The sequence below is a fragment of the Stenotrophomonas maltophilia group sp. msm1 genome, assembly GCF_032025805.1.
Classification (GTDB): domain Bacteria; phylum Pseudomonadota; class Gammaproteobacteria; order Xanthomonadales; family Xanthomonadaceae; genus Stenotrophomonas; species Stenotrophomonas hibiscicola.
In genome coordinates this window covers 304,968-329,523 of the sequence record NZ_JAVSKH010000002.1, presented here as the reverse complement: position 1 = coordinate 329,523, position 24,556 = coordinate 304,968, and the positions used below count along the sequence as shown (strand labels likewise).

15 protein-coding genes are annotated in these 24,556 nt (G+C 67.7%); 8 read left to right on the top strand and 7 right to left on the bottom strand.

Going from position 1 to position 24,556, the window contains the following annotated elements; genetic code table 11:
- Positions 1 to 72: 72 nt before the first annotated feature.
- From ROV95_RS09030 to ROV95_RS09020, 3 genes are all read right to left on the bottom strand, one after another.
- A complete protein-coding gene (locus tag ROV95_RS09030; protein ID WP_312544045.1) occupies positions 73 to 456 on the bottom strand; it encodes a CopL family metal-binding regulatory protein in 384 nt (127 codons plus the stop codon).
- 195 nt (positions 457 to 651) lie between these two features.
- Positions 652 to 2,457: a DNA helicase RecQ gene (gene recQ / locus ROV95_RS09025; protein ID WP_312544043.1), complete on the bottom strand. Its 1,806-nt coding sequence runs from the start codon at positions 2,455 to 2,457 to the stop codon at positions 652 to 654.
- Between the two features lie 508 nt (positions 2,458 to 2,965).
- Entirely contained in the window at positions 2,966 to 3,514 is a 549-nt protein-coding gene (locus tag ROV95_RS09020; protein ID WP_005418469.1) for a Dps family protein, read from the bottom strand.
- An 86-nt stretch (positions 3,515 to 3,600) separates the two neighbouring features.
- On the opposite strand from ROV95_RS09020, the gene hrpA reads away from it, so the two are divergent.
- Positions 3,601 to 7,683, top strand: coding sequence for an ATP-dependent RNA helicase HrpA (gene hrpA, locus ROV95_RS09015; RefSeq protein WP_312544041.1), 4,083 nt, complete (start codon positions 3,601 to 3,603; stop codon positions 7,681 to 7,683).
- Between the two features lie 112 nt (positions 7,684 to 7,795).
- Here hrpA and ROV95_RS09010 read toward each other — a convergent pair whose 3' ends face one another.
- Positions 7,796 to 8,332, bottom strand: a complete 537-nt coding sequence (locus ROV95_RS09010) for a hypothetical protein (RefSeq protein ID WP_312544039.1) — start codon at positions 8,330 to 8,332, stop codon at positions 7,796 to 7,798.
- A 130-nt stretch (positions 8,333 to 8,462) separates the two neighbouring features.
- On the opposite strand from ROV95_RS09010, the gene ROV95_RS09005 reads away from it, so the two are divergent.
- Both ROV95_RS09005 and ROV95_RS09000 read left to right on the top strand, forming a co-directional pair.
- Positions 8,463 to 10,619 carry a bifunctional (p)ppGpp synthetase/guanosine-3',5'-bis(diphosphate) 3'-pyrophosphohydrolase gene (locus ROV95_RS09005; protein ID WP_058982213.1) on the top strand — a complete coding sequence of 719 codons (2,157 nt, stop codon included), beginning with the start codon at positions 8,463 to 8,465 and terminating at the stop codon, positions 10,617 to 10,619.
- Between the two features lie 30 nt (positions 10,620 to 10,649).
- Complete coding sequence (locus tag ROV95_RS09000; protein ID WP_134731868.1) at positions 10,650 to 12,215, top strand: hypothetical protein; 1,566 nt, start codon at positions 10,650 to 10,652, stop codon at positions 12,213 to 12,215.
- On the opposite strand, the gene ROV95_RS08995 is transcribed toward ROV95_RS09000, so the two are convergent.
- Positions 12,212 to 14,311, bottom strand: a complete 2,100-nt coding sequence (locus ROV95_RS08995; RefSeq protein WP_312544037.1) for a glycosyltransferase — start codon at positions 14,309 to 14,311, stop codon at positions 12,212 to 12,214. The genes ROV95_RS09000 and ROV95_RS08995 overlap by 4 nt on opposite strands.
- A gap of 96 nt (positions 14,312 to 14,407) precedes the next feature.
- On the opposite strand from ROV95_RS08995, the gene mrcB reads away from it, so the two are divergent.
- The 5 genes from mrcB to tsaB all read left to right on the top strand — a co-directional run bounded on the left by mrcB (position 14,408) and on the right by tsaB (position 22,200).
- The gene (mrcB, locus tag ROV95_RS08990) at positions 14,408 to 16,849 is read left to right on the top strand and encodes a penicillin-binding protein 1B (protein ID WP_021203724.1); all 2,442 of its coding nucleotides are present in this window, start codon (positions 14,408 to 14,410) and stop codon (positions 16,847 to 16,849) included.
- Complete coding sequence (locus ROV95_RS08985; protein ID WP_312544036.1) at positions 16,846 to 17,382, top strand: hypothetical protein; 537 nt, start codon at positions 16,846 to 16,848, stop codon at positions 17,380 to 17,382. The genes mrcB and ROV95_RS08985 overlap by 4 nt, the downstream gene beginning before the upstream one ends.
- Before the next feature lie 162 nt (positions 17,383 to 17,544).
- A protein-coding gene (locus ROV95_RS08980) for an IS3 family transposase (RefSeq protein WP_260833086.1) occupies positions 17,545 to 18,905 on the top strand; the annotation gives its coding sequence in 2 pieces (ribosomal slippage) (positions 17,545 to 18,012 and positions 18,015 to 18,905; 1,359 coding nt in all).
- A gap of 523 nt (positions 18,906 to 19,428) precedes the next feature.
- The gene (locus ROV95_RS08975; RefSeq protein WP_312544033.1) at positions 19,429 to 21,477 is read left to right on the top strand and encodes an ATP-dependent DNA helicase; all 2,049 of its coding nucleotides are present in this window, start codon (positions 19,429 to 19,431) and stop codon (positions 21,475 to 21,477) included.
- Between the two features lie 9 nt (positions 21,478 to 21,486).
- On the top strand, positions 21,487 to 22,200 hold the full coding sequence (gene tsaB / locus ROV95_RS08970; protein WP_180877684.1) for a tRNA (adenosine(37)-N6)-threonylcarbamoyltransferase complex dimerization subunit type 1 TsaB: 714 nt from the start codon (positions 21,487 to 21,489) through the stop codon (positions 22,198 to 22,200).
- Positions 22,201 to 22,693: 493 nt separating this feature from the next.
- Here tsaB and ROV95_RS08965 read toward each other — a convergent pair whose 3' ends face one another.
- Positions 22,694 to 23,578, bottom strand: coding sequence for an energy transducer TonB (locus ROV95_RS08965; protein WP_312544032.1), 885 nt, complete (start codon positions 23,576 to 23,578; stop codon positions 22,694 to 22,696).
- A complete protein-coding gene (gene gshB / locus ROV95_RS08960) occupies positions 23,578 to 24,525 on the bottom strand; it encodes a glutathione synthase (RefSeq protein WP_019660098.1) in 948 nt (315 codons plus the stop codon). The genes ROV95_RS08965 and gshB overlap by 1 nt, the downstream gene beginning before the upstream one ends.
- Positions 24,526 to 24,556: the final 31 nt, after the last annotated feature.

Here is a 24,556-nt window from a genome sequence, read left to right as displayed (position 1 = left end):
GGTGACTCCAGACACGTAAAGACGCCGGCAGGCAGCCGGCTGCGGTGCGCAGGGCGCACGATGCGTGTGGAATCAGCCGATGGGAGGGCGTGAGATCGGCGGCAGCGGCGGCGCCGGCCGGCCAGTGGCCGGCATCGGCTGCGGCGCCAGCGACAGTGCCGGGCCCGCCAGGTACGGCAACGGCTGCACCACCAGCAGCGGGTGCTGGGCGCAACTGCGCACGCAGTCCTTGATCTGGCAGTGGGCGTCGTGGGCGGGGGCCTTGGCCTGCGGGGCCTCGTCGGCCTGCATGGCGGCGTGGTGGTGGTGGCAGTCGGCATCGCCGCCATCAAGGGCGGCTACCGCGTGGGCCATCCGGCCCATTTCCTCGTGACCACTGGCCATGGCCGCGTTCAGCCCGTTGAGCAGCAGGCTGAGCATGAGCACCACACGGAGCAGGGTCGAGGCGAGGGACATGGCGCTAATCTAGCCGCAAGCGGCCGTGGATGCACTTCCGGCTGAATGGCCGGTTCAAGGTTGGACCTGCACCAGTGTAGAGCCGAGCCCACGCTCGGCTGCCGTTCACGCAGAAGCAGCCGAGCGTGGGCTCGGCTCTACAGGGGGACGAGCGCACGGTTGGCGACGGGGAGGCGCCTGGCCAGGCGCCCGGCGCTACCCTTCTTCGCGCACGATCTCGACCAGGCGCGGGCCGTAGCGGCTCAGCTTGGTGCCGCCGATGCCGCCGACCCGTGCCAGTTCATCCAGGCTGGTCGGGCGCTGCTCGGCGATGTTGCGCAGGGTGCTGTCGTGGAAGATCACGAAGGCCGGCACGTTCTGTTCGCGGGCCAGTTCGGCGCGCAGACCGCGCAGCGCGTTGAACAGCGCCAGATCCTGCGGCAGCACAGACAGGCCGGTGCGCTGCGCGCTGCGCTCGCGCCCGCTGGCGCTGCTGGCCGGGTCGCGGCGCATGCTGATCTGGCGGCGACCGGTCAGCACGTCGCGGCTGGCATCGGTCAGGCGCAGGCCACCGTGGCCTTCGCTGTCAACTTCCAGCAGGCTGGCGGCGACCAGCTGGCGGAACACACTGCGCCAGGTGCGCGCATCCAGATCGCGGCCGATGGCGTAGGTGCTGAGCTTGTCGTGGCCCTGCTGCTTCACCTTCTCGTTCTCGCTGCCACGCAGGACGTCGATCAGGTGGCCGACGCCGAAGCGCTGGCCGGTACGGTAGACACAGCTCAGTGCCTTCTGCGCCGGAATGGTCGCGTCCCAGGAGGCCGGCGGGGTCAGGCAGTTGTCGCAGTTGCCGCACGGCTGGGGATAGGTCTCGCCGAAACCGGCCAGCAGCACCTGGCGGCGGCACTGCATGGATTCGCAGTAGCCCAGCAGGTGATCGAGCTTGCCCCGCTCCAGCTGCTTGCGTTCTTCGCCGGCCTCGGATTGTTCGATCATCTGCTTGAGCAGTACCACGTCGCCCAGGCCGTAGCACAGCCAGGCCTCGGCAGCTTCGCCATCACGACCAGCGCGGCCGGTTTCCTGGTAGTAGCCTTCCATCGACTTGGGCAGGTCGGTATGCGCCACGAAGCGCACGTCCGGCTTGTCGATGCCCATGCCGAAGGCGATGGTGGCGCACATGACGATGCCGTCCTCGCGCAGGAAGCGGCGCTGGTTGTTAGCGCGCACCTCCGGCGGCAGGCCGGCGTGGTAGGGCAGGGCGTTGAAGCCCTGGCCGCACAGGAATTCAGCGGTCTCCTCGACCTTGCGCCGCGACATGCAATAGACGATGCCGGCCTCGCCACGGTGGCCGCGCAGGAAATCGATCAGCTGCTTGCGGGCGTTGTCCTTCTGCACCACGGTGTAGCGGATGTTGGGGCGGTCGAACGAGCTGACGAAGTGGCGGGCTTCCTGCAGATCGAGGCGTTCGGCGATCTCGCGCTGGGTCGGCGGGTCGGCGGTGGCGGTGAGCGCGATCCGCGGAATCTGCGGCCAGCGCTCGTGCAGCACGGTCAGCTGGCGGTATTCCGGGCGGAAGTCGTGGCCCCACTGCGACACGCAGTGGGCTTCGTCGATGGCGAACAGGGCGATCTGGCTGCGTGACAGCAGCGACAGGAAGCGGCCGGTCAGCAGCCGCTCGGGGGCGACATAGAGCATGTCCAGCTCGCCAGCGAGCAGTTCGCGTTCGACGCGGCCGGCCGTTTCAGCGTCCAGGGTCGAGTTCAGGAATTCGGCGCGCACGCCGAGCTGGCGCAGGGCTTCGACCTGGTCCTGCATCAGCGCGATCAGCGGCGAGATGACGATGCCACATCCGTCACGCAGCAGGGCCGGCACCTGGTAGCAGAGCGACTTGCCACCGCCGGTGGGCATCAGCACCAGGGCATCGTGACCGGCAGCGACATGCTCCACGATGTCCTGCTGCGGACCACGGAAATCGTCGTAACCAAAGACGCGTTGGAGCAGGTCGTGCGCGGGACGGGAAGGCATCCGGCTAGTTTACCTCCCGGAGGCGGCGGCAGGGCTGCGCCCCGGGAACGCGCCATCGCATGCGCGCTGCCGCTCCCACGCTTCGCTGCGCGAAACGCGGGCCCCACTTACCAGCTCCCAGACCCCCGCCGCTTCGCGTCCGCCCCCTGACTCAGGGGGCTCTCCCCCAGACCTGGCCCGGTGGCGGGTAGATCCACGCCATGCGTGGATGAAAATTGTCAGATATCGACAAACAAGATGGGGCCAGATCCGTTTTCCTGCGGAAAACGGATCTGGCCCCAAGCAATGCCCTGGCAGATCGCGGAAATCTGTCGAAGGCGGGGTGGGTCCGGTTGAGGGGGTGTGAGCGGCATGGATGCCGCGACCAAGCCCCCATGGACGGGTTTACGGCGTCCCCCTCAACCGGACCCACCCCGCCAACCTTCAGGAAACTGGCTTTTGCTCTGGCTCTGGCTTGAAGGCCTCTGCGGGTGCAGGGCTGCAAGCCCTGCCGAACCACCCCCAACGCTTACTGGAGCAGGGAACGCAGCATCCAGGCGTACTTCTCGTGGGTCTGCAGCCGCTGGGTCATCAGATCCTCGGTCGGGGCATCGTCACCCTTGGCCGCCACGTCCAGCACTTCACGGGCCGTACGGCAGACCGCTTCGTTGGCGACCACCAACTGGCGTACCATTTCACGCCAGTCCGCACTGTCGGTCAGGCCCGGTTCCTCGACGATCGAGGTCAGCGCAGCGAATTCCCGGTAGGAGCCCGGGGCATTGAAGCCCAGCGCGCGGATGCGCTCGGCCACATCGTCCAGTGCCGCCCACTGCTCGGTGTACTGCGTCTCGAACATGGTGTGCAGCGAGTTGAACATCGACCCGGTCACGTTCCAGTGGAAGTTGTGCGTCTTCAGGTAGAGCGTGAACGCATCGGCTTGGAAGCGCGACAGACCGTCGGCGATCTTCTTGCGGTCGCCCTGGGTGATCCCGATATCGATGTTCGGCGCCGACGGTGCCGCCGCCGCAAGCTTCTGCTTGCCGGTCTTGGCCTTGGTCGTGCTCTTGGTCTTCGCCATGGGGTTCCTCCTTGTGGAATCGTTGGCCTTCACAATAAACCGGTCGTGATGACTGGTCGCTTTCAAAGTTTTGAACGAACCGATTGATGAACTCTATCGATAAAAATCCATCGCCCCGCCTGCGCCAACAGCGCGCCGCCATCGACGGCGCCATGAGCCGCGACCGGGGCCGTTTGCTGGGGATGCTCTCGCGTTGCCAGGCCAAGCCACAGGATGCGGCACTGGCCGCCACCTTCGAGCAGGCCTTGCAGGCGTCGGTGCAGCGCCGGCAGGTGCGGGCGCAGCAGCAGCCGTCCATTACTCTGGACCCGCAGCTGCCGATTGCGCGTGAAGCCGACGCCATCATCGGGCTGATCCGCGACCACCAGGTCGTGGTGATCGCTGGTGAAACCGGTTCGGGCAAGACCACCCAGCTGCCGAAACTGTGCCTGGCCGCCGGCCGTGGCCAGGCCGGCATGATCGGCTGCACCCAGCCGCGACGGATTGCCGCACGTGCGGTAGCCAGCCGTGTCGCACAGGAACTGCAGAGTGAACTGGGCCAGCTGGTGGGCTACCAGGTGCGCTTCAACGACAAGGTCAGCGAAGACAGCCGCATCAAGTTCATGACCGACGGCATCCTGCTGGCGGAGATTGCCAGCGACCGCTGGTTGTCGAACTACGACACGATCATCGTCGACGAGGCGCACGAGCGCAGCCTCAACATCGACTTCCTGCTGGGCTACCTGAAGCAGCTGCTGCGCAAGCGCCCCGACCTGAAGCTGATCGTCACTTCGGCCACCATCGACACCGGACGCTTCGCCCAGCATTTCGACAATGCGCCGGTGATCAGCGTTGAGGGCCGCACCTACCCGGTGGAGGTGCGCTACCGCGCGCTGGAAGGCGAGGGTGAAGACCAGGGCGAACGTACCGTCAACGATGCCATCGTGTCGGCTGTCGACGAGATTACCCGCCTGGATGCACGCGGCGACGTGCTGATCTTCCTGCCGGGCGAGCGCGAGATCCGCGATGCGCACCAGTCGCTGGAACGGCGAAAGTACCGCAACACCGAGGTACTGCCACTGTATGCGCGGCTGTCCAACCAGGACCAGGATCGGGTGTTCAATCCCGGGCCGAACCGGCGCATCGTGCTGGCCACCAATGTGGCGGAAACCTCGCTGACGGTGCCGCGCATCCGTTACGTGGTCGATCCGGGCCTTGCCCGCGTCAAGCGCTACAGCCCGCGCAACAAGCTGGACCGCCTGCACATCGAGCCGATCTCGCAGGCCAGCGCCAACCAGCGCAAGGGGCGCTGCGGCCGTATCGCCGAGGGCATCTGTTACCGCCTGTATGCTGAGGCCGATTTCCAGGCGCGGCCGGAGTTCACCGATCCGGAAATCCGCCGCTCCAGCCTGGCCGGGGTGATCCTGCGCATGCTGCAGTTGGGCCTGGGCCGCATCGAGGAGTTCCCGTTCCTGGAAGCACCGGACGAGCGCGCGGTTGCCGATGGCTGGCAGCAGCTGACCGAACTGGGGGCGATCGATGCCGAACGGCGCCTGACCACCATCGGCAAGCAGATGGCGCGCCTGCCGGTGGACGTGAAGCTGGCGCGCATGCTGGTGGCCGCGCAGGCCGCCGGCTGCCTGCGGCCGATGCTGGTGATCGCCTCGTTCCTGGGCATCCAGGATCCGCGCGAACGCCCGCCCGAGGCGCGCGGTGCGGCCGACAGCGCGCATGCGCAGTTTGCCGATGGCCGCTCCGAGTTCATCGGCGTGCTGCGCCTGTGGGATGCCTACCGGCAGGCACATGAAGACCTGACCCAGTCCAAGCTGCGCGACTGGTGCGGCCGTCATTTCCTCGGTTTCCTGCGCATGCGCGAATGGCGAGAGCTGCACCGGCAGCTGCGGCTGCTGTGCGAGGAGCTGGGCTGGAAGGAAGAGGCCAGCGAGGCGTCGATGGCACCGTTGCTGGCCGGCAGCAGTGCGCCGGCCCCGGCGCGTGATGACGCGGCCGCAGTAAAGGCCACCCGCGGCCAGTTGCATCGTGCCGCGCGCCTGGCCCGCGAAGGCAAGGCCGAGGCCGCACCGGCGCCGGTGGCCGTGCGCGCGCAGAAGGAACAGGCGCCGGTTGGCGGCGGTTTCAGCGAACGTGTGCGCGCTGCTGCCTACCAGACCCTGCACCGGGCGCTGGTGGCGGGCCTGCCGACGCAGATCGGCCACCGCACCGAGAAGGGCGATTTCCAGGCGCCGCGCCAGCGCCGCTTCCTGCCGTTCCCCGGTTCGGCGCTGGCCAAGCGGCCACCGCCGTGGCTGCTGGTGGCCAACCTGCTGGATACGCAGAAGGTATGGGGCATGACCCTGGCCGCGATCGAGCCGGACTGGGTGATCGCCGAACTGCCGCACCTGCTGCTGCGCAAGCACTTCGACCCGCACTGGTCGCGCGCGCAGGGCCAGGTGCTGGCGTCTGAGCAGATCAGCCTGTTCGGCCTGGTGCTGGCACCGAAGAAACCGGTCCATTACGGCCGCATCGCGCCGGGCGAGGCGCATGACATCTTCGTGCGCCAGGCACTGGTGACCGGCGAGATCAATACCCGCGCCAGTTTCGTCGCCGACAACCAGAAGGTGCTGGAGGTCGCGCGCGAGGAAGAAGCCAAGCTGCGCCGCGCCGGCATCGTTGCCGACGAAGACTGGCAGGCACGCTGGTACCTGGACCGGGTGCCGCCGCAGATCCATTCGGCCTCCGGCCTGGATGCCTGGTGGAAGGGTCTTGCGCCGGAACAGCGCAAGACCCTGCACTGGACGCTGGCCGACCTGTTGCCGGGCGAAGGCAGTGAGCAGGAGCGCTACCCGAAGTACCTCGCGCTGGGCCAGGCACGATTGCCGCTGCATTACCGCTTCGAGCCGGGTGCCGAGGATGACGGCGTAACCCTTGACGTACCGCTGCACCTGCTCAACGCATTGGATCCGGTGCAGCTGGGCTGGCTGGCGCCCGGCTTCGTTGCCGACAAGGCTGCGGCGCTGATTCGCAGCCTGCCCAAGGCGATGCGCCGCAACTACGTGCCGGCGCCGGACTTCGGTCGCGCGTTCTACGAGGCGTTCCCGCAACCCAGTGCCGATGCCATCACCGGCGAACTGGCGCGTTTCCTCTCACGCGCGACAGGCGCCACGGTGACCGCGCTCGATTTCGAGCCCGGCTCGATCGAACCGCACCTGCACATGAACCTGCGCCTGCGCGACGAGCAGGGCAGGGTGCTGGCCACCTCGCGCGACCTGGACGCATTGCGCGCGAAGTTCGGTGGGCGCGCGGGCGACGCCTTCGCTGCACGCGCCGGACGTGAAATGGCGGCTGATGGCCTGCGTACCTTCCCGGCCACGCCGATTCCGCTGCAGGTGCCCGGCGAAGCCGGCGTGCCGGCCTATCCGGCGCTGCTGGACGAGGGCGACAGCGTGGCGCTGCGCATCTTCGCTGATCGGCAGCAGGCGCAGGCGGCTCATCCGCTGGGTGTGCGCCGCCTGCTGGAGATCGCGCTGGCCGAGAAGATGAAGCAGGCACGCAAGCAGTTGCCGGTGGGTGCCAAGACGGGCCTGCTGTATGCGGCGATCGAATCGCAGGAACGCCTTCGTGGCGACCTGGTCGATGCGGCGATGAACGCCGTACTGGCTGAAGGCCTGGAAGACATACGCGATGCGGCGGCCTTCGAGCAGCGCCGCGAGCATGCGGCCAAGGCGCTGTTCGGTGAGGCCATGTCGCGGCTGAAGCTGGCCGAGACCATCCTGGCGCTGGTGGCCGAACTGAAGCCGATGCTGGAAGCGCCGCTGATGGGCTGGGCGCGCGGCAACCTGGACGACATGGAGGCGCAGCTGGCCGGGCTGATCCATCCAGGCTTCCTGCGCGATACACCGGCCGACGCATTGGCGCAGTATCCGCGCTATCTGAAAGCGATGATCCTGCGTACCGAGCGCGCCAAGCGTGATCCGCCGCGCGATCAGGCGCGCATGCTGGAACTGCATCCGTTCCTGGAAGCGCTGGAAGTGGCTGAGCAGCAGGGCCTGCGCGAGCACCCGCAATGGCAGGCGCTGCGCTGGGATCTGGAAGAGCTGCGGGTGTCGCTGTTCGCGCAGGAGCTGGGCGCGCGGACCGGCATCTCGGCGAAGAAGCTGGCGCAGCGGGTAGCCGCACTGCGCCAGGCGTGACTCCGATGATGTGATGACGTAGAGCCGAGCCCATGCTCGGCTGCTTTTTTGATGCCTCGTCATCTTCCCGTGCAGATCGCAGCCGAGCGTGGGCTCGGCTCTACACGATGGGCTACTTGGTACGACGCACCTTCGGCTGGGTGTTCACACCGTCGACCTTCAGGTACCAGACGCCCATCACACCGGGCTTGATGCTGACGGCGGGCGACTGCCTGCGCACGCCTGCCAGGGTGGTTGCATCGATCTGCTCCCATTCCTGGCCGTTGTCCAGCACGTAGACGCGGCCCTTGCCGAACCCGCGGAACTCACCCTGCAGCACGCCGACGATCGGCTCACTGCTGCCGAAATCGAAGAAGCCGCGATTCTTCACGATCACTTCCTGGCGGCCTTCCTCGCGCGCCGATTCCCGTACCGCTGCAACTGCCTGGGTCGTGGCCGCCTCGACCTTGCCCTGCAGCCAGCGGTTGAGCGTGGCCAGTTCCTGCGCACTGAGCTTTTCCAGGCCAGCAGCCTTGAATTCGGCCGGTGACATCTGCTGCTGCAGGTCACCCTCTACCACGCGCTGGGCCAGCGCAGGCGCCGACAGGGACAGCAACAGTGCGGCACAAGCCAGCAGCCGTTGGCGGAAACGCGGGACGATCGGGGACATGACGGGACTCTCCTGGGTTTGCCCGCGAGTGTAGCGGCATGTCTTCATGCCGGGGGATGGTGGCCACGGTCATTGTCCCTGAACGGCGCCGGCGCTAGTGTAGAGGCCTCTGTCTTGCCTGCTTGATGCTGTGAACCGCGCTTCCGTCCCCGGCCTGGATGCCTTGTTGAACCGTCCCTCGGCAGCGGTGCTGCCTGCCCCGCTGCGCCAGGCCCTGCGCGAGCACTGGGAAGCGCCGGAATGCGACCACCAGATGCGTGCCACCTGGTCGGTGCTGGGCGACACCCTCGACGCGCTGGCGATGCTCTCGGCCGACGAAGGTGCAGTGGTGGCCGCATTGTTGTTCGACCTGCCGGGCCTGCGTGCCAGCCTGGAGCAGCTGCCGCTGGGTAACCACAAGACCGCGGTGATCGGCCTGCTGGACGGCCAGGATGCGGCCGACCCGGTGTGGGCGCTGCATGCCGGTCGCGAAGCGGGGCGTAACAGCGAGGGCCTGCGCCGGCTGCTGCTGGCGATCATCCGCGACCTGCGCGTGGTGCCGATCCTGCTGGCGCGCCAGCTCGCGAGGATGCGCGCGGCCGACAAGCTGGACGACGAGCAGCGCCGCGCGCTGGCCCAGCTGACCCGCGACATCCACGCGCCCCTGGCCAACCGCCTGGGCATCTGGCAGCTGAAGTGGGAGCTGGAGGACCTGGCGTTCCGCCACCTGGAGCCGGAGACCTACCGGCGCATTGCGCGGGAAGTCGACGAAACCCGCATCGCCCGCGAGCGCTACGTCGAGAATGTCAAGAAGGTGCTGTCGCGCGAGCTGGTTGCGCAGGGCATCAAGGCCGAGGTCAGTGGCCGCCCGAAGCACATCTACAGCATCTGGCGGAAGATGCAGAAGAAGCGGCTGGCGTTCGACCAGCTGTACGACATCCGTGCGGTGCGGGTAATGGTCGACGATGTCGCCGCCTGCTATGCCGCGCTGGGCGTGGTGCATGCACTGTGGGCACCGGTGCCGAGCGAGTTCGACGATTACATCGCCCGGCCCAAGGCCAACGACTATCGCTCGCTGCATACCGCCGTGGTTGGTCCGGAAGGGCGCACCATTGAAGTGCAGATCCGTACCCACGAGATGCATTCGCAGGCCGAGCTGGGCGTGGCCGCGCACTGGAAGTACAAGGAAGGCGGCAAGGGCGCGGAGAAGTCCTTCGACCGCAAGATCACCTGGATGCGCCAGCTGCTGGAGCAGGCCCAGGACGGGCAGGGCAACGAACTGGCCGGGGCGCTCGATGCCGAGCTGACCGAAGACCGGGTCTATGCACTCAGCCCGAAGGATGAGGTGCTGGATCTGCCGCAGGGCGCCACGCCGCTCGATTTCGCCTACCAGGTGCACACCATGGTGGGCCACCGCTGCCGTGGCGCGAAGGTCAATGGCCGCATCGTACCGCTGACTTACCGTCTGCGCAGTGGCGACCGGGTCGAGATCCTGACCGGCAAGGAGGCCGACCCTCGCCGCGACTGGCTGATGCCGGCCAACGGCTTCCTGGCCAGCAACCGCTCGCGGGAAAAGGTACGCAGCTGGTTCCACAAGCTGGACCGCGCGCGCAACGTGCAGGCCGGGCGCGAACTGCTCGAGCGCGAGCTGAAGCGCCTGGGGCTGCAGCACTCGGACCTGGCCATCGCGGCGAAGAAGTTCCATGCCGACAGCGTTGACGACCTCTATATCCAGGTGGCGCTGGGCGATACCGGGCCGAACCAGGTCAGCCGTGCCCTGCTGGAAGCCGAACGTGCAGCAAGCCAACCGGCGCCCGCGCCGAGCCTGCCGCGGCCGACCGCGCGCCGCGAGAACCTGGGCAAGTCCAAGTTCACCGTACAGGGCGTGGGCAACCTGCTGGTGCAACTGGCGCGCTGCTGCCAGCCGGTGGCCGGCGAACCCATCGTCGGCTACCTGACCCGTAGCCGCGGTGTCACCGTGCATCGTGCAGACTGCGCTGCGCTGGCCCGTCTGGCGGCCACCAGCCCGCAGCGCATCCTGCCGGTGGAGTGGGGCCAGGCCGGGGGCGGCTACGAGGTGGACGTCGTGGTCGATGCGGTCGATCGCCGCTGGCTGCTGAAGGACATCACCAACCTGATCGCCCAGGAAGACGCCTACGTGCTGGACATCCACAGTGACAACGTGCGCAACAGTGGCCGTGCCCACCTGCGCCTGCGGCTGAAGGTGAGTGACTACGGCCAGCTGTCGACCCTGCTGGGCAAGCTGGACGCGCTGCCCGGCGTGAGCGAGGCGCGTCGCCTCGGCTGAGCTTCACGCTGCCCCGGCTACCCTGCACGCATGGAACGCGAGCCCCCGCATCGCCCGCATGGCGCTGAACTTCCTGCGCTGGACCGCGTCCGCCGCGAAGGCCGTTGGTGGTGGCTGCAGGCACGCCACGCGCGCCGGGTGTGGCGCTGGGCGCTGGTCGCGGCGCTGGCGGTGTTTGTGCTGCTGGTGCTGCTGCGCAAGCCGCTGGCCGACTGGTTCTGGGATGAGCCTCGGATCGAGCAGCTGCTGGCCGAAGGTGATGGCGCACTGGCGGCCGGGCGGCTGAGTGCCGCCGATGGCAGTGGTGCGCGCGAGCGCTACCAGGCCGTGCTGGCGCTGGATGGAGATCGTCCGCAGGCCCGCGAAGGCCTGGCCCGTACCGGCGCGGCGGCCCTGCAGCAGGCCCGCGAAAAGATGCAGGCCAACGATCTCGACGGCAGCGCGCAGGCGCTGGCACTGGCCCGGGAACTGCAGGTACCACAGGGCGAGGCGGACGCCGTGGCGCGCCAGCTGCGGGCCCGGCGCAGCGCAGGTGCCGGCATCGGTGCACTGCTGGCGCAGGCGCGCAACGCCTTCGCTGCGGGTCGGCTGGATGAAGGTGACAGCAGCGCGCTGCCCCTGTTCCAGCGCATCCTGTCGCTGCAGCCGGACAATCTGCCCGCGCTGGAAGGTCGCGAAGATGCACTGAGCGATCTGCTGCAGCAGGCGCGCGCGCTGGCGGGACGCGGCGAGCTGGCCGAGGCCGCCGCACTACTGCAGCGTGCGCGCCAGTTCGATGCCGGCCATGCTGATCTGCCCGCCAGCCAGGAAGCATTGGCGCAGGCCGTCGAGCGGCGCCTGCGCCAGGCCCAGCGCGCCCTGCAGCGCGGGCAGCTGGAGTCCGCAGCAAAGGGATTTCTCGCCGTTCTGGCAGTGGCGGCCGATGATGCCAGCGCCCAGCGCGGCCGTGAACAGACGTTGCAGGCGGTGCTGGCACGCAGCCAGACGCAGGCCGACGACTTCCGGTTCGAGGCGGCGCGGGCCGATGCCGCGCTGGCGGAGGAGCTGGGCGCTTCGCCGGCCGCGCAACAGCAGCTCGCGCAACGCCTGCAGCGCGCACAACAGGCGCAGAAGGCGCTGCAGCAGCCGGCGGCCAGCAACACGCAGCGCGAGCGCCAACTGCGCGACCACCTGCGCAGCATCGAGCGCGCCGAACGTTCCGGGCAATGGATCAGTCCCCCCGGCCACAGTGCATTCGACGCATTGCGCGAAGCGCAGTCACTGGCGCCGCGCGATGCACGGGTGAAGGCTGCTGCGGCGCGGCTGCTGCCCGCCAGTCGCGGCTGCTTCGACGACAACCTCCGGCAGAACCGCGTACAGGCGGCAGGGGCCTGCCTGCAGGCGTGGCAGACCCTGTCGCCGACTGCGGCCGGGCTCCCCTCGGCACGCCTGCGCCTGGCCCAGCGCTGGCTGGCCATCGGCAGCGAGCGACTCGGCAGCGGCGACCTGGCTTTCGCAGCGCATGCCGCCGAACAAGCCCGCTTGCTGCAACCGGACCTGGCCGAGCTGCCGGCGTTCGAAGAGCGCCTGCGCCGTGCCGGCGGTCTCCCTGATTAGGTGAAAAACACCCGCTGCACGGTTGCGCGCGCAGCGTCGAGGGAGAAGTGCTTTGCGATGTTGGCCAGGCCGGCTTCGGACAGTTGCCGCCACAGCTGCGGATCCTGGTACAGGCGGACCACCGCATCGGCGAAGCCGGCCGCATCATCGGCCACCAGCACGTCCTCGCCCGGGCGCAGGTGCATCCCTTCCACCGCGCAGGGGGTACCTACCACCGGCTGGCCATGGGCCATGCTCAGGTTGATCTTGCCTTTCACGCCGGCACCGAAACGTAGTGGCGCGATGGAAATGCGTGCGCCATCCATGTAGGGAGTGATGTCCTCGACGAAGCCGTGCATCTGCACGCCGGGCTGGCGCGCGGCCAGGGCCAGCAGGGATTCCGGCGCGGCAGCGCCGATGCAGTGCAGGCGCACATCGGGCAGGCGGGCGCGGATGCCGGCGAAGACTTCGCCGATGAACCATTCCATCGCGTCCAGGTTCGGCGGGTGGCGGAAGCCGCCGACGAACACCAGGTCATGACGCTGCTCGAACGGTTTGCCGGCACCGGCGATGTCATGGAGGTTGGAGATCAGCTCCACCCGCACCGTTGGCGCGTCGGCCTGCAGCTGCTCGCGCTCGGCGGAACTGACCAGCACGGTGACGTCGCACTGCTCCATCACCGCCAGTTCGCTGGCGCGGGTACGCTCGGCAGCGCGCAGCAGTCCAGCATCGCCGGCCACTTCGGCACCACGACGTTCGCGCAGGTAGTGCAGGTCCACCGTGTCGAACACGGTGCGCGCCTGCGGCGCATAGCGCTTCAGCAGCGGCAGGCACTCGTGGGCAACATGGTGGCGGACCAGCAGCGCTACGTGGAAGCGTCCACCATGCGTGCGCAGCCAGCTGGCGACGCCATCGAGGAACGGTGCATACCAGACTTCCACACCCATCCGCTGCAGCGCGTCGGTGGCGGCGCCGCCGTGTTCGCGGCGGGTGGGAACGAACACCACATGGGCCCCGCCCTGCAGCAGGAGGCGGATCAGGTTCACCTGGCGCAGCGACGCGGAATCGCGATCCGGCTGCGGCACTGCCTCGTCCAGGATCAGCACCTGGCGCCGGCCACGCAGCAGCAGCGCCGGTGACGGCACTTCGCCCACCGCCGGGCGGCGGGCCAGCTCGGTGGCCCAGCGGTCGGCGAAGATGGCCTGGTTGCGCACCTGGTAGGCCTTCACGCCGCTGCCGGTGTCGGTGCCGTTGCTGGTGCCTTCGTCATGGACCACCCGGCTGGCCGGCTGAACCAGGACGCGCAGGCCCTGCGCACGCACGCGGAAGGCCAGGTCGGTGTCCTCGTAGTAGGCCGGCTTGTAGCGGGTATCGAAGCCGCCCAGCTGTCGCCAGAGGTCGCGCGGCAGCATCAGCGCTGCGCCGGAGCAGTAGTCGACGTCGCGCAGGCTGGCAAAACGCGGGTCGTCCGCTGCCTCGAAACGGCCGTAACTCCAGCCACTGCCATCAGCGAAAATCACCCCGCCCGATTCCTGCAGCCGGCCGTCCGGGTAGAGCAGCTGACTACCGACCAGGCCGGCGCCGGGCGTGCTGGAGAACGTGTCCAGCAGCGCGTCGAGCCAGCCCGGCTGCGGCACCGTATCGTTGTTGAGCAGCACCACGTAGCGACCGCGTGCGCGCGATACGCCATCGTTGCAGGCCTCGATGAAGCCGCCGTTGTACTCGCGCACTTCATAGCGCAGTCCGGCAACCTGCGGCATCCACTGCACGGTGGCGTCGGTGCTGCCGTCATCCACTACCAGGATCTCGCACGCGGCGGCCGGTGGATGCGCCGCCAAGGCGCGCAGGCAGGCCAGGGTGTGATCGACGTGGTTGTAGACGGGGATGACAATGCTCGCTTCCGGTGTTTCGCTGAACGGCACCGTGAAGGGAGCGAACTCCTGTGCCGGCGGCAGGAACAGCGGCGTGCGTGGCGCGGGCACGGCGCGCTGGGCATGCACGCGGATGCGCTGCCAGGTCGCCCGCCAGCCACGGGTACGCAGGCTGGCCAGGCTCCGGCGGGCCAGGCCCGACAGGCGGTTGATCAGGTATCGGATCTCGGCCAGGGACATCGCCATCCGGTTGCAACTCCAGCTTAAGCAGGGGAACCCGGGAGAATTCGCCAGCCGCAGCGGCTGGGGTAGACTCGCCAGACTCTACATTCTCGCATTCCCGTGCCCCGACGCTACGATTCCGACGACATCGACGATTTCGACGACGACGACCAGCAGGACAACGGCCCGCTGTGGCGGCGCCGGCTGATCACCTGGAGCATGGCTGCGGTCGCGTTGGGATTGGGTTTCCTCATTCCCTATACGCTGTACCTGAACCAGCAGGTGACCCAACGTTTCGGCGAACTGCGCTGGCAGATCCCGACGCGGGTGTATGCGCGGCCGCTGGTGCTCACTCCCGGCAAGGCGATGGATGCGTCCACGCTGAAGACCGAGCTGGCCGCCTCCGCCTACCGCGATGATGGCCAGGGCAAGGAGCCGGCCACCTATGCGGTGAATGGCGGGCGCTTTGTCATCTCCAGCCGCGGCTACAACGACGTCGATGGCCGGGTTGCCCCGCGTCGGCTCGAGTTGTCGCTGGCCGATGGTGCGGTCGCCTCGCTGCGCGATGCCGACAGCCGCAAGGCCCTGAAGGCGGCGCGGCTGGATCCGGCGCGTATCGCCACCCTGTACGGCCAGAAGCAGGAAGAACGCCGCCTGATCCGCATGGACGAGGCGCCGGACCTGCTGGTGACCGGCCTGCAGGCAGTGGAGGACAAGGACTTCAACCGCCACCACGGCATCGACCTGTCCGGTATCGCGCGCGCGGTGTGGGTGACCATCCGCTCCGGTGGCCAGAGCCGTCAGGGCGCTTCCACGCTGACCCAGCAGCTGGCCCGCAGCGGCCTGCTCGGCATCGGCAAGGAACAGACGCTCACCCGCAAATTCAACGAAGTGCTCTACGCCCTGATCATGGAAGCGCGCTATGACAAGCGCACCATCTTCGAGGCCTATCTCAACCAGGTGTACCTGGGCCAGCGCGGCAGCCAGGCGATCCATGGCATGTCGTCCGGTGCCGAGTTCTGGTTCGGCCGTGACCTGCAGTCGCTGGAGACCGAGCAGATCGCGCTGCTGATCGGCCTGGTCAAGGGCCCGTCCTTCTACGACCCGCGGCGTAATCCGGAACGTGCGTTGGACCGTCGCAACTTCGTGCTGGGCAAACTGCACGAAGCCACGCTGATCGACGACGCCGAGTACCAGCGCGCATTGAAGGCCCCGCTGGGCGTGCCGAAGACGCCGGGACTGGTGGCGGCCAACCGCTTCCCCGCCTATGTTGACCTGGTCCGTCGCCAGCTCGGCCATGACTACCCGGAATCTGCCCTGCAGGGCGCTGGCCTGAGCGTCATGACCGGCATGTCGCCCTCCGCGCAGGCCTATGCCGAAGGCGCGGTGACCCGCACCATCAAGTCGCTGGAAAGCAAGCGCCGGCCCGAACTGCAGGCCGGCATGGTGCTGACCGACGTGCACAACGGTGACGTGCTGGCGGTGATCGGCAGCCGTGAAGTGTCCGAGGTCGGCTTCAACCGCGCGATCGAAGCACAGCGTCCGGTCGGTTCGCTGCTCAAGCCGTTCGTCTACCTGCTGGCCCTGGCGCAGCCGGACCGCTACTCGCTGGCCAGCTGGGTCGACGATTCACCGGTGACGGTGCAGCTCGGCCGCGGCCGCAACTGGAGCCCGGGCAATGCGGACAACCGCAGCCACGGCACGGTGCGCCTGATCGACGCGCTGGCACACTCCTACAACCAAGCCACGGTGCGCGTGGGCATGCAGGTCGGTCCCGAGCGCGTGACCCAGCTGATCCATGTGCTGGCGGGCATCAAGGCCGAGGCCAATCCGGCGGTGATCCTTGGCTCGACCGACCAGAGCCCGTACGCGATGGCACAGCTGTACCAGTTCCTCGCCTCGGGCGGTGAGATCCAGCCGCTGCACGCGGTGCGTGGCGTGCTCGATCCGCAGGGCAAGCTGCTCAAGCGCTACGACAAGACCCCGGCGCCGGCACAGGAAGGCGATTCAATTGCCGCCAACCTGATCAGCGTCGGCCTGCAGCAGGTGGTCTCCAGTGGTACCGCGCAGCGGCTCAATGCCGATGGCCTCGGCCGCCTGCAGCCGGCCGGCAAGACCGGCACCACCAACGATGGCCGTGACAGCTGGTATGCCGGCTACACCGGCGATCATCTGGCGGTGATCTGGATCGGCAACGACCAGAACCAGCAGGCCGGCCTGTATGGCGCTACCGGCGCGATGCGGGTCTGGTCGGGCATCTTCCAGCGCCTGCCGAGTGCGCCATTGCGGGTCAGCAACAAAGGCCTGGACTGGCAGTCGGTCGCGGCCACGGGTCTGAACACAACCGATGAAGGCTGCCCGGGCGCACGCCGCTTCCCGTTCGTGGTGGGCTATGCACCGGCGTATGCGCCGTGTGCGCCGGCAGTGCCGCCGGGCGAGCCGGGCGAAGCTGAAGGGGAGGGCGGTGGCTGGCGTAGCTGGTTCGGCCTGGACCGCAAGCCGGAAGCGCCCGCCGAACCTGCCGCAGCGCCCGCCGCCGCTACTCCTCCCCCGAGCCGATGAAGCCGATGAACATGCGATCCCTGCTGCAGCCCCTGGCCCTGACCGGCCTCAGCCTGGCCCTGGCCGCCTGTGTGACCAGCGCGCCGCCGGTGGTCAAGCCAGTCGATACCACTACGCCGGCACAGCGCCTGGCGGCAGTCGATGCGGCCGCAGGTCCTGACGACAAGGAGCTGTCGGTGCAGCCGCTGCGTGATTCGCAGGTGGAAGACCTGCGGGTGACCGCGCAGGCGCAGCGGCAGGCGAACGACCTGGCCGGTGCCGCCAGCAGCCTGGACCACGCGCTGGAAATCGTCGCCGGCGACCCGGCGGTACTGCAGGAACGTGCCGAACTGGCGCTGCTGCAGGGGCAGTGGGCGCAGGCGGAGACGTTCGCGCGCAAGGCGGTGGATCTGGGTTCGAAGACGGGGCCGCTGTGCCGGCGGCACTGGGCGACGATCGAGCAGTCGCGCCTGGCGCGGGGCGAGAAGGAAAATGCGGTGTCGGCGCATGCGCAGATTGAAGGTTGCACGGTGCCGGGGATCAAGCGGTACTGAGTTTTCAGCCAACGGCACAGCCCCTCGTGGCTGTGGGTTGGTCGCTGAAGCCAGAAGCAAAAGCCGCGCTTGGCCGGGCGGGGTGGGTTCGCGGGGGACGCCGTGAACCCGTCCTGAAGTGACCCCCGGGAGTTGGACGCCAGATCCAACCCCGAGGGATACATGAACAGATACGACGCTCGTTTCAAACTGCAGGTCGCCAAAGAGGCCTGCAAGACCTCCACATCAGTCAAAGCCGTTGCTCGTCGCCACAGCCTGGAGGCCTCCACGGTCAGGCGCTGGGTGGCGACCTATCGGCTGCATGGTTGGCGCGGATTTCATCGCCAGGCCCGGTTCTATGACCTCCCGTTCAAGTTGGCTGTCCTGGAAAAAATGAGCCAGGACGGTATGTCCGGGCGGGAGGCCACCACCTACTTCCAGATCGGTGATGCCGGCGCGGTGGGGCGATGGCGGCGCCTGTATGCTCAAGGCGGTGCCCAAGCGTTGGCACCGCCTCCGCCGCTGCCCCGAAAGCCGATGAAAAAGACCCGTTCGTCCAAGCCACCTGAGGAAATGAGCCGCGATGAGCTGCTCAAGGAAGTCGCCTATCTGCGTGCGGAGACCGACTACCTAAAAAAACTCGATGCCTTGATCCGGGAAGAGCAGGCGGCGCAAGACGCAAAGCGCAAGCCATCCAAGGATTGAGGCAGGTTCATACGCTGTCGCTTCTGCTCGAAGCGGCGGAGCTGTCACGCAGTACGTTCTATTACCAGAACCATGTCCTGGCCCATCCGGATCAAGACGAGGCAGCCCTGTGCGAGCGCATCCGTGCAATCTACGATCAAAGCCAAGGGCGCTATGGCTATCGCACGGTGACGCTGGAATTGGCCAATCAGGGTCATCGGACCAATCACAAGCGGGTACAGCGCCTGATGGGGGAGATGGGCCTGAAATCACGGGTACGGGTGAAGCGCTACCGGTCCTTCAAGGGGGCCGCCAATGTTGTGGTTGGCAATGACCTCAATCGCCAATTCCACGCCGAGCGCCCCAACCAGAAGTGGGTGACCGACGTGACCGAGTTCAAGGTACAAGGCATGAAGCTGTATCTGTCGCCGATCATGGACCTCTACAACGGCGAAATCGTGGCTTATCAGATCAAGCGCCAGCCCGTGTTCGATCTGGTAGGTCAGATGCTGGAGGAGGCCATCAAGAAGCTTTCGCCGGATGAGCGCCCCATGATCCACTCCGATCAGGGCTGGCAGTACCAGCATGAAAACTACCGGCACATGCTGGAAAAGCACTCTTTGAAACAAAGCATGTCCCGGCGTGGCAACTGCCTGGACAATGCAGCGATGGAGAGCTTCTTTGGGACGCTGAAGTCGGAGTTCTTTTACCTGAACAGCTTTGACAGCATCGAGAGTCTGGAGGCGGGGCTGGTGGAATACATCCAGTACTACAACCAAGAGCGAATCAAATTGAAATTGAAGGGCCTGAGCCCGGTACAGTACCGGGAGCAGGCCCAACAGGCCCAATCGGCCGCCTGACCCCTGTCCAAGTCTCGGGGGTCACTTCATCCCTGGGGGCTTGGCCGCGGCATCCATGCCGCGGACACCCCCGCGAACCCACCCCGCCCGACCTCTGACAGTTTCCGTGTGCGTCCAGCCACGGAAAAGAAAAAGAAAATCAAAAGCGGGTCGCGCGCTGCGCGCACTCGTTGTGGGGTCGGATCCGTTTTCCGCAGGAAAACGGATCCGACCCCTTCTTGTTTCCGTTCCACCCACCGCTTCTGAAAGGGCAGTCGAGCAAGCTCGACGCGACGCCGCGCGTGCATCCGTCACTGGGAAACTGTCAGAGGCGGGGTGGTGTGGGTCTGCAGGACCGTTGGCGCCATGGATGGCGCCATCGAGCCCCCATGGATGGGTTTACGGCGTGTCCTGCCTGCCCCTCCCGCCCCGCCAAACACGCAGCAACCCAGAGCCATGAAACACGCCGTTGCTGTTGCCTTTGCCTGCGCTCTGGCCTGAAACGGGTGCCGGGCAGCGCCCGGCCGGGTATCCTTTCCCTCTGATGTCCGACCTTGTCCATGCCAGCCGCGAAGCCCTCAGCGACGGCGGCGCGCTCGCCTCGCATCTGGACGCCTTCGTCCCGCGCCCGGCCCAACTGCGCCTGACCGAAGCCATCGCCGATGCGCTGCAGCAGCGTGACCTGCTGCTGGCCGAGGCCGGTACCGGCACCGGCAAGACGTTCGCCTACCTGGTGCCGGTGCTGCTGTCCGGGTTGCGCACCATCATCTCCACCGGCACCCGCGCGCTGCAGGACCAGCTCTACCACCGCGACCTGCCGCGTGTGCGCCAGGCACTCGGTGTCGGCCTGCGCAGTGCGCTGCTGAAGGGACGTTCGAATTACCTGTGCCGCTACCGCCTGCAGCAGGCGCGGGGCGAGCCGCGCTTCTCAAGCCCAGAACAGGCGGCCCAGTTCCAGCGCATCCTGGCCTGGTCCGGACGCTCGGAGTTCGGCGACATCGCCGAACTGGACGGTTTGGCCGATGATTCGCCGCTGCTGCCGATGGTCACCTCCACCGTCGACAACTGTCTGGGCACCGACTGCCCGTTCTGGGAAGACTGCTTCGTGGTGCGTGCGCGGCAACGTGCGCAGGCGGCAGACGTAGTGGTGGTCAACCATCACCTGCTGCTGGCCGACCTGGCATTAAAGCAGGACGGCTTTGGCGAGTTGTTACCTGGGGCGCAGGCCTTCGTCATCGACGAGGCGCATCAGTTGCCCGAACTGGCCGCGCAGTTCTTCGGCGAAGGTTTTGGCATGCGTCCGTGGCAGGAACTGGGCCGCGACTGCCTGGCCGAAGCGCGCGGCGTCGGGGGCGCGCAGTCGGCGCTGCAGGAACCGGTCGACCAGTTGCAGCAGGCGCTGTTGGCGCTGCGCTCGGCAATGGAAGGGCTGCCGCCGCGCGGCACGCAGTGGCGTGCGCTGACGATGCCGCAGGTGCGCGATGGCTTCGACACGGTGATGGCAGGGCTGGTGACGCTGGAGCAGGCCTTGCAGCCGCTGCGCGAAGCCACAGCGGGCCTGGATGCCTGCCATGCGCGGGCGCGTGAGGCGGTTTCGCGGCTCGGTCGCTGGCTGGGCGATGACGAACCCGCCCTCGACTTCGATACTGATCCTGCGGACACCGGCAATGCCACCGATGTGCTCTGGTATGAGCTCACCCCGCGTGGTTTCCGCTGCCAGCGCACGCCGATGGACGTGTCCGGTCCATTGCGCGAGCACCGTGAGCGCAGTCGCGCGGCATGGATCTTCACCTCGGCGACGCTGACCGTGGGCGGTGGTTTCGATCACATCGCCACCCGCCTCGGGCTGGACGACCCGCAGACGCTGGTCCAGCCGAGTCCGTTCAATTGGCCCGAGCAGGCGCTGTGTTACCTGCCTGAAGGCCTGCCCGATCCGGCCGCACGTGGTTTCGGAACCGCGCTGATCCAGACCCTGCGGCCGGTGCTGCAGGCCTCGCAGGGCAGGGCGTTCCTGCTGTTCGCTTCGCATCGCGCCCTGCGTGAGGCCGCCGAGGCACTGCGCGATGGGCCATGGCCGTTGTTCGTGCAGGGTGAGGCGCCGCGTGCGACGCTGCTGCAGCGCTTCCGCGAATCGGGCAATGGCGTGCTGCTGGGCTCGGCCAGTTTCCGCGAGGGCGTGGACGTGGTCGGCGAAGCGTTGAGCGTGGTGATGATCGACAAGCTGCCGTTCGCAGCACCGGATGACCCGGTCTACGAGGCACGCCTGGAGGTGATCCGCAGCCAGGGCGGCAACCCGTTCCGCGATGAACAGCTGCCGCAGGCGGTGATCGCATTGAAGCAGGGCGTCGGCCGCCTGATCCGCAGCGAGAGCGACCGCGGCGTGCTGGTCCTGTGCGACCCGCGCCTGCTCAACCGGGGTTACGGCCGGGTGTTTCTCGATTCACTGCCACCGTTCCGCCGTACCCGCAGCCTGGCCGATGTCCAGGCCTTCTTTACGCCACAATGGGCGCCCGTGGCCGATGATGCCGTTCCGACCGCCGCCGCCGCGGCGGGCCCGGAGCCGGCGCCCGGTGTCACGTTCCCCCTGTTCTGACCTGATCCGATGAAACTGCTCGCCTTTGAAACCGCCACCGAAGCCTGTTCCGTTGCCCTGCATGTCGATGGACAGGTACTGGAACGTTTCGAGATCGCCCCGCGCCGGCATGCCGAACTGAGCCTACCGTGGGCCGAGGCGCTGCTGGCCGAAGCCGGCATCAGCCGCCGCCAGCTGGACGGTATCGCGCTCAGCCGCGGTCCTGGTGCTTTCACCGGCGTGCGCCTGGCGATCGCCATCGCGCAGGGCATCGCATTGGCGCTGGATCGTCCGTTGCTGCCGGTCTCGACGCTGCAGGTGCTGGCGCTGCGGGCACCGGCGGAAGAAACGCAGATCCTGTCGGCGATCGACGCACGGATGGGAGAGTTGTACGTTGCGCGCTTCGAGCGTGTGGACGGCCTGCCGGTGGCACGCGATGCCGAACGCGTGTGCGCACCCGCTGCGGTAGCGCTGCCGGAAGGGCTGTCGGCCTACGGTGTCGGTACCGGGTTCGCCGCAGCCGAGGGTGCGCTGGTCGCGCAGCTCGGTACAGGTTTGCGCGGATTCGACGCCACGGCATTGCCGCGTGCGTCGGACGTGCTCGCACTGGCGGTGCCGGCGTTCGCCCGCGGCGAAGCCATTGCACCGGAGAAGGTCGAGCCGGCCTACCTGCGCGACAACGTGGCACTGACCCTGGTCGAGCAGCAGGCCGCGCGCGAGGCGAAGGCGAAGGCCAACGGCTGAGCCCCTCGTGGCGGAGTTGGTCGCGTAGATCAAAAGCCGTGGTTTGGCCGGGCGGGTGGGCTGCGCAGGGGGCGCTGCAAGTACGTCCATGTAAGCTCGGTCGCCGCATCCATGCGGCTCACGCCCCTGCGCAGCCCACCCGCCCGGCCTCTGACAGTTTCCGTGCACGTCCGCCACGGAAGATCAAAAAAAGAAAAGTCAAAATCAAAAGCGGGTCGCTTCGCTTGCATCCACGCGTGGCGTGGATGTGTATCGACCAAGGTCGACACCTACCAAAGCAGTGGTGCGCCGCGATCTATCAGAGGCGGGGCGGTGTCGGGCGGCGGGGTAGCCGCGGCATGGATGCCGCGGCTAAGCCTACACGGACGTACTTGCGGCGTCCTCGCCGCCCGACACCGCGTCGCCACGCTTCAGTACACCAACCGCCGCTGTTGCTGTTGCCGTTGCTCTAGCCTTTCAGCGGGTCCCGGGCCGCAGGCCCGGGCAACAAACCCTACCGGTCGTCGCGCAGTTCGCCGCCGGGCAGGAACACCCACGTGCGGGTGACCTGCAGGATGTCGATCTCATCCTCGGTCCTCGGCAACGGCGGGAACGGCTGCGCCAGCTTCACCACCCGCAGTGCCGCCTCATCCAGCAGTGGCGTTCCGCTCGACCGCAGGATCCGGCTGCTCTCCACGCTGCCATCGCGGCGCACGCCCACGCTGATCACCACCTGGCCGCCCAGCCGGCGCTGCCGGGCCTCGTCCGGGTAATTCAGGTTGCCCACGCGCTCGGCGCGGTCAACCCAGGCCCGCAGGTAATTGGCATAGGCATACTCGCGCGTGCTGGCCGACACGAACTTGCGGTTCGGGCGCTTGGCGTACTGCGCCGAGCGCAGATGCACTTCTGCGGCCAGTCGGGCCATTTCCACATCGCGCTGTTCGCGCGCACTCAGCGGGGCGTCCGGTTCGGGCTGATCCGGCGTGGGGCGGGACTGGGCCTGCGCGACCGCCTCTTCGCCATTGCGGCTGCTGACCACCCGTGCCTGTGGCGGCGGGACCGGCGCGGCCGATTGCTGCTGCTGTGGGACCGGGCTCAAACCGGGCTGTGCCTGCGGCACGATGCCGGCCTGGTTGTCGCGCGGACGCTGTGCGCGGTCGTGTTCGCCACCGCCATCCTGGTTGGCTGCGGCAAGAAAATCGGCCTGCTTCGGCGTCAGCGCGGTGCGGGTCTGGCTGAAGATCACTTCCAGCGTGGGCACCAGCGGTGCATCGCCTTTCACGGCGAAGCCCACGCCCAGGATCAGCAGCGCGTGAACCAGCACCGACAGCGCGATGGTCGCCCCCAGCCGTTGCGCTTCGCGTGGTGGCGGGGGCAGGACGGCAGGTGCGGTTGCCATCAGCGCAGGCCGGCCTCAAGCGCGTCGAACAGGGTGCCGGCGATGTTCAGGCCGAACTGTGCGTCCAGTTCGCGTACACAGGTCGGGCTGGTCACGTTGACCTCGGTCAGGTAATCGCCGATCACGTCCAGGCCGACGAAGCGCATGCCGCGACGCTTCATCTCCGGGCCGACCTGGGCCGCGATCCAGCGGTCGCGCTCGCTCAGCGGACGGCCTTCGCCGCGGCCACCGGCAGCCAGGTTGCCCCGGAACTCGTCGCCCTGCGGGATGCGCGCCAGGCAGTAGTCGACCGGTTCGCCATCGACCAGCAGGATGCGCTTGTCGCCGGCCGTGATGTCGGGAATGAACTTCTGGGCCAGTGCCAGTTTGCGGCCGCCGTCGGTCAGGGTTTCCAGGATCACGTTCAGGTTCGGATCGCCCTGGCCGCTGCGGAAGATCGAGCGGCCGCCCATGCCGTCCAGCGGCTTCAGCACGGCCTGGCCATGCTCCAGCGCGAAGGCCTTCAAGGCCTTGGCGTCGCGGCTGACCAGGGTCGGCGGGCAGCACTGCGGAAACAGCAGCGCGGCCAGCTTCTCGTTGTAGTCGCGCAGCCCCTGCGGATTGTTGACCACGCAGGCACCGGCGGCCGCAGCCACGTCCAGCACCTGGGTGTCGTAGATGTACTCGGCGTCGACCGGCGGATCCTTGCGCATCAGCACGATCTGGCCGGGGCCGAATTCGGTACGGCTGAATGCGCCCAGCTCATACCAGCCAGCCGGGTCGTCGCGCACCTGCAGCGGCGCGGTCTGGGCCACTGCCACGCCACCCTCCAGGGCCAGGCCGCCCGGGCGCACATAGTGCAGGGCATGGCCGCGGCGCTGGGCTTCCAGCAGCATGGCGAAGGTGGTGTCCTTGGCGATCTTGATGTGGGCGATGGGGTCCATCACCACGATGACGTTCAACGGCATGGGCGCACCTGTCAGGCAAGGCGTTGATGGT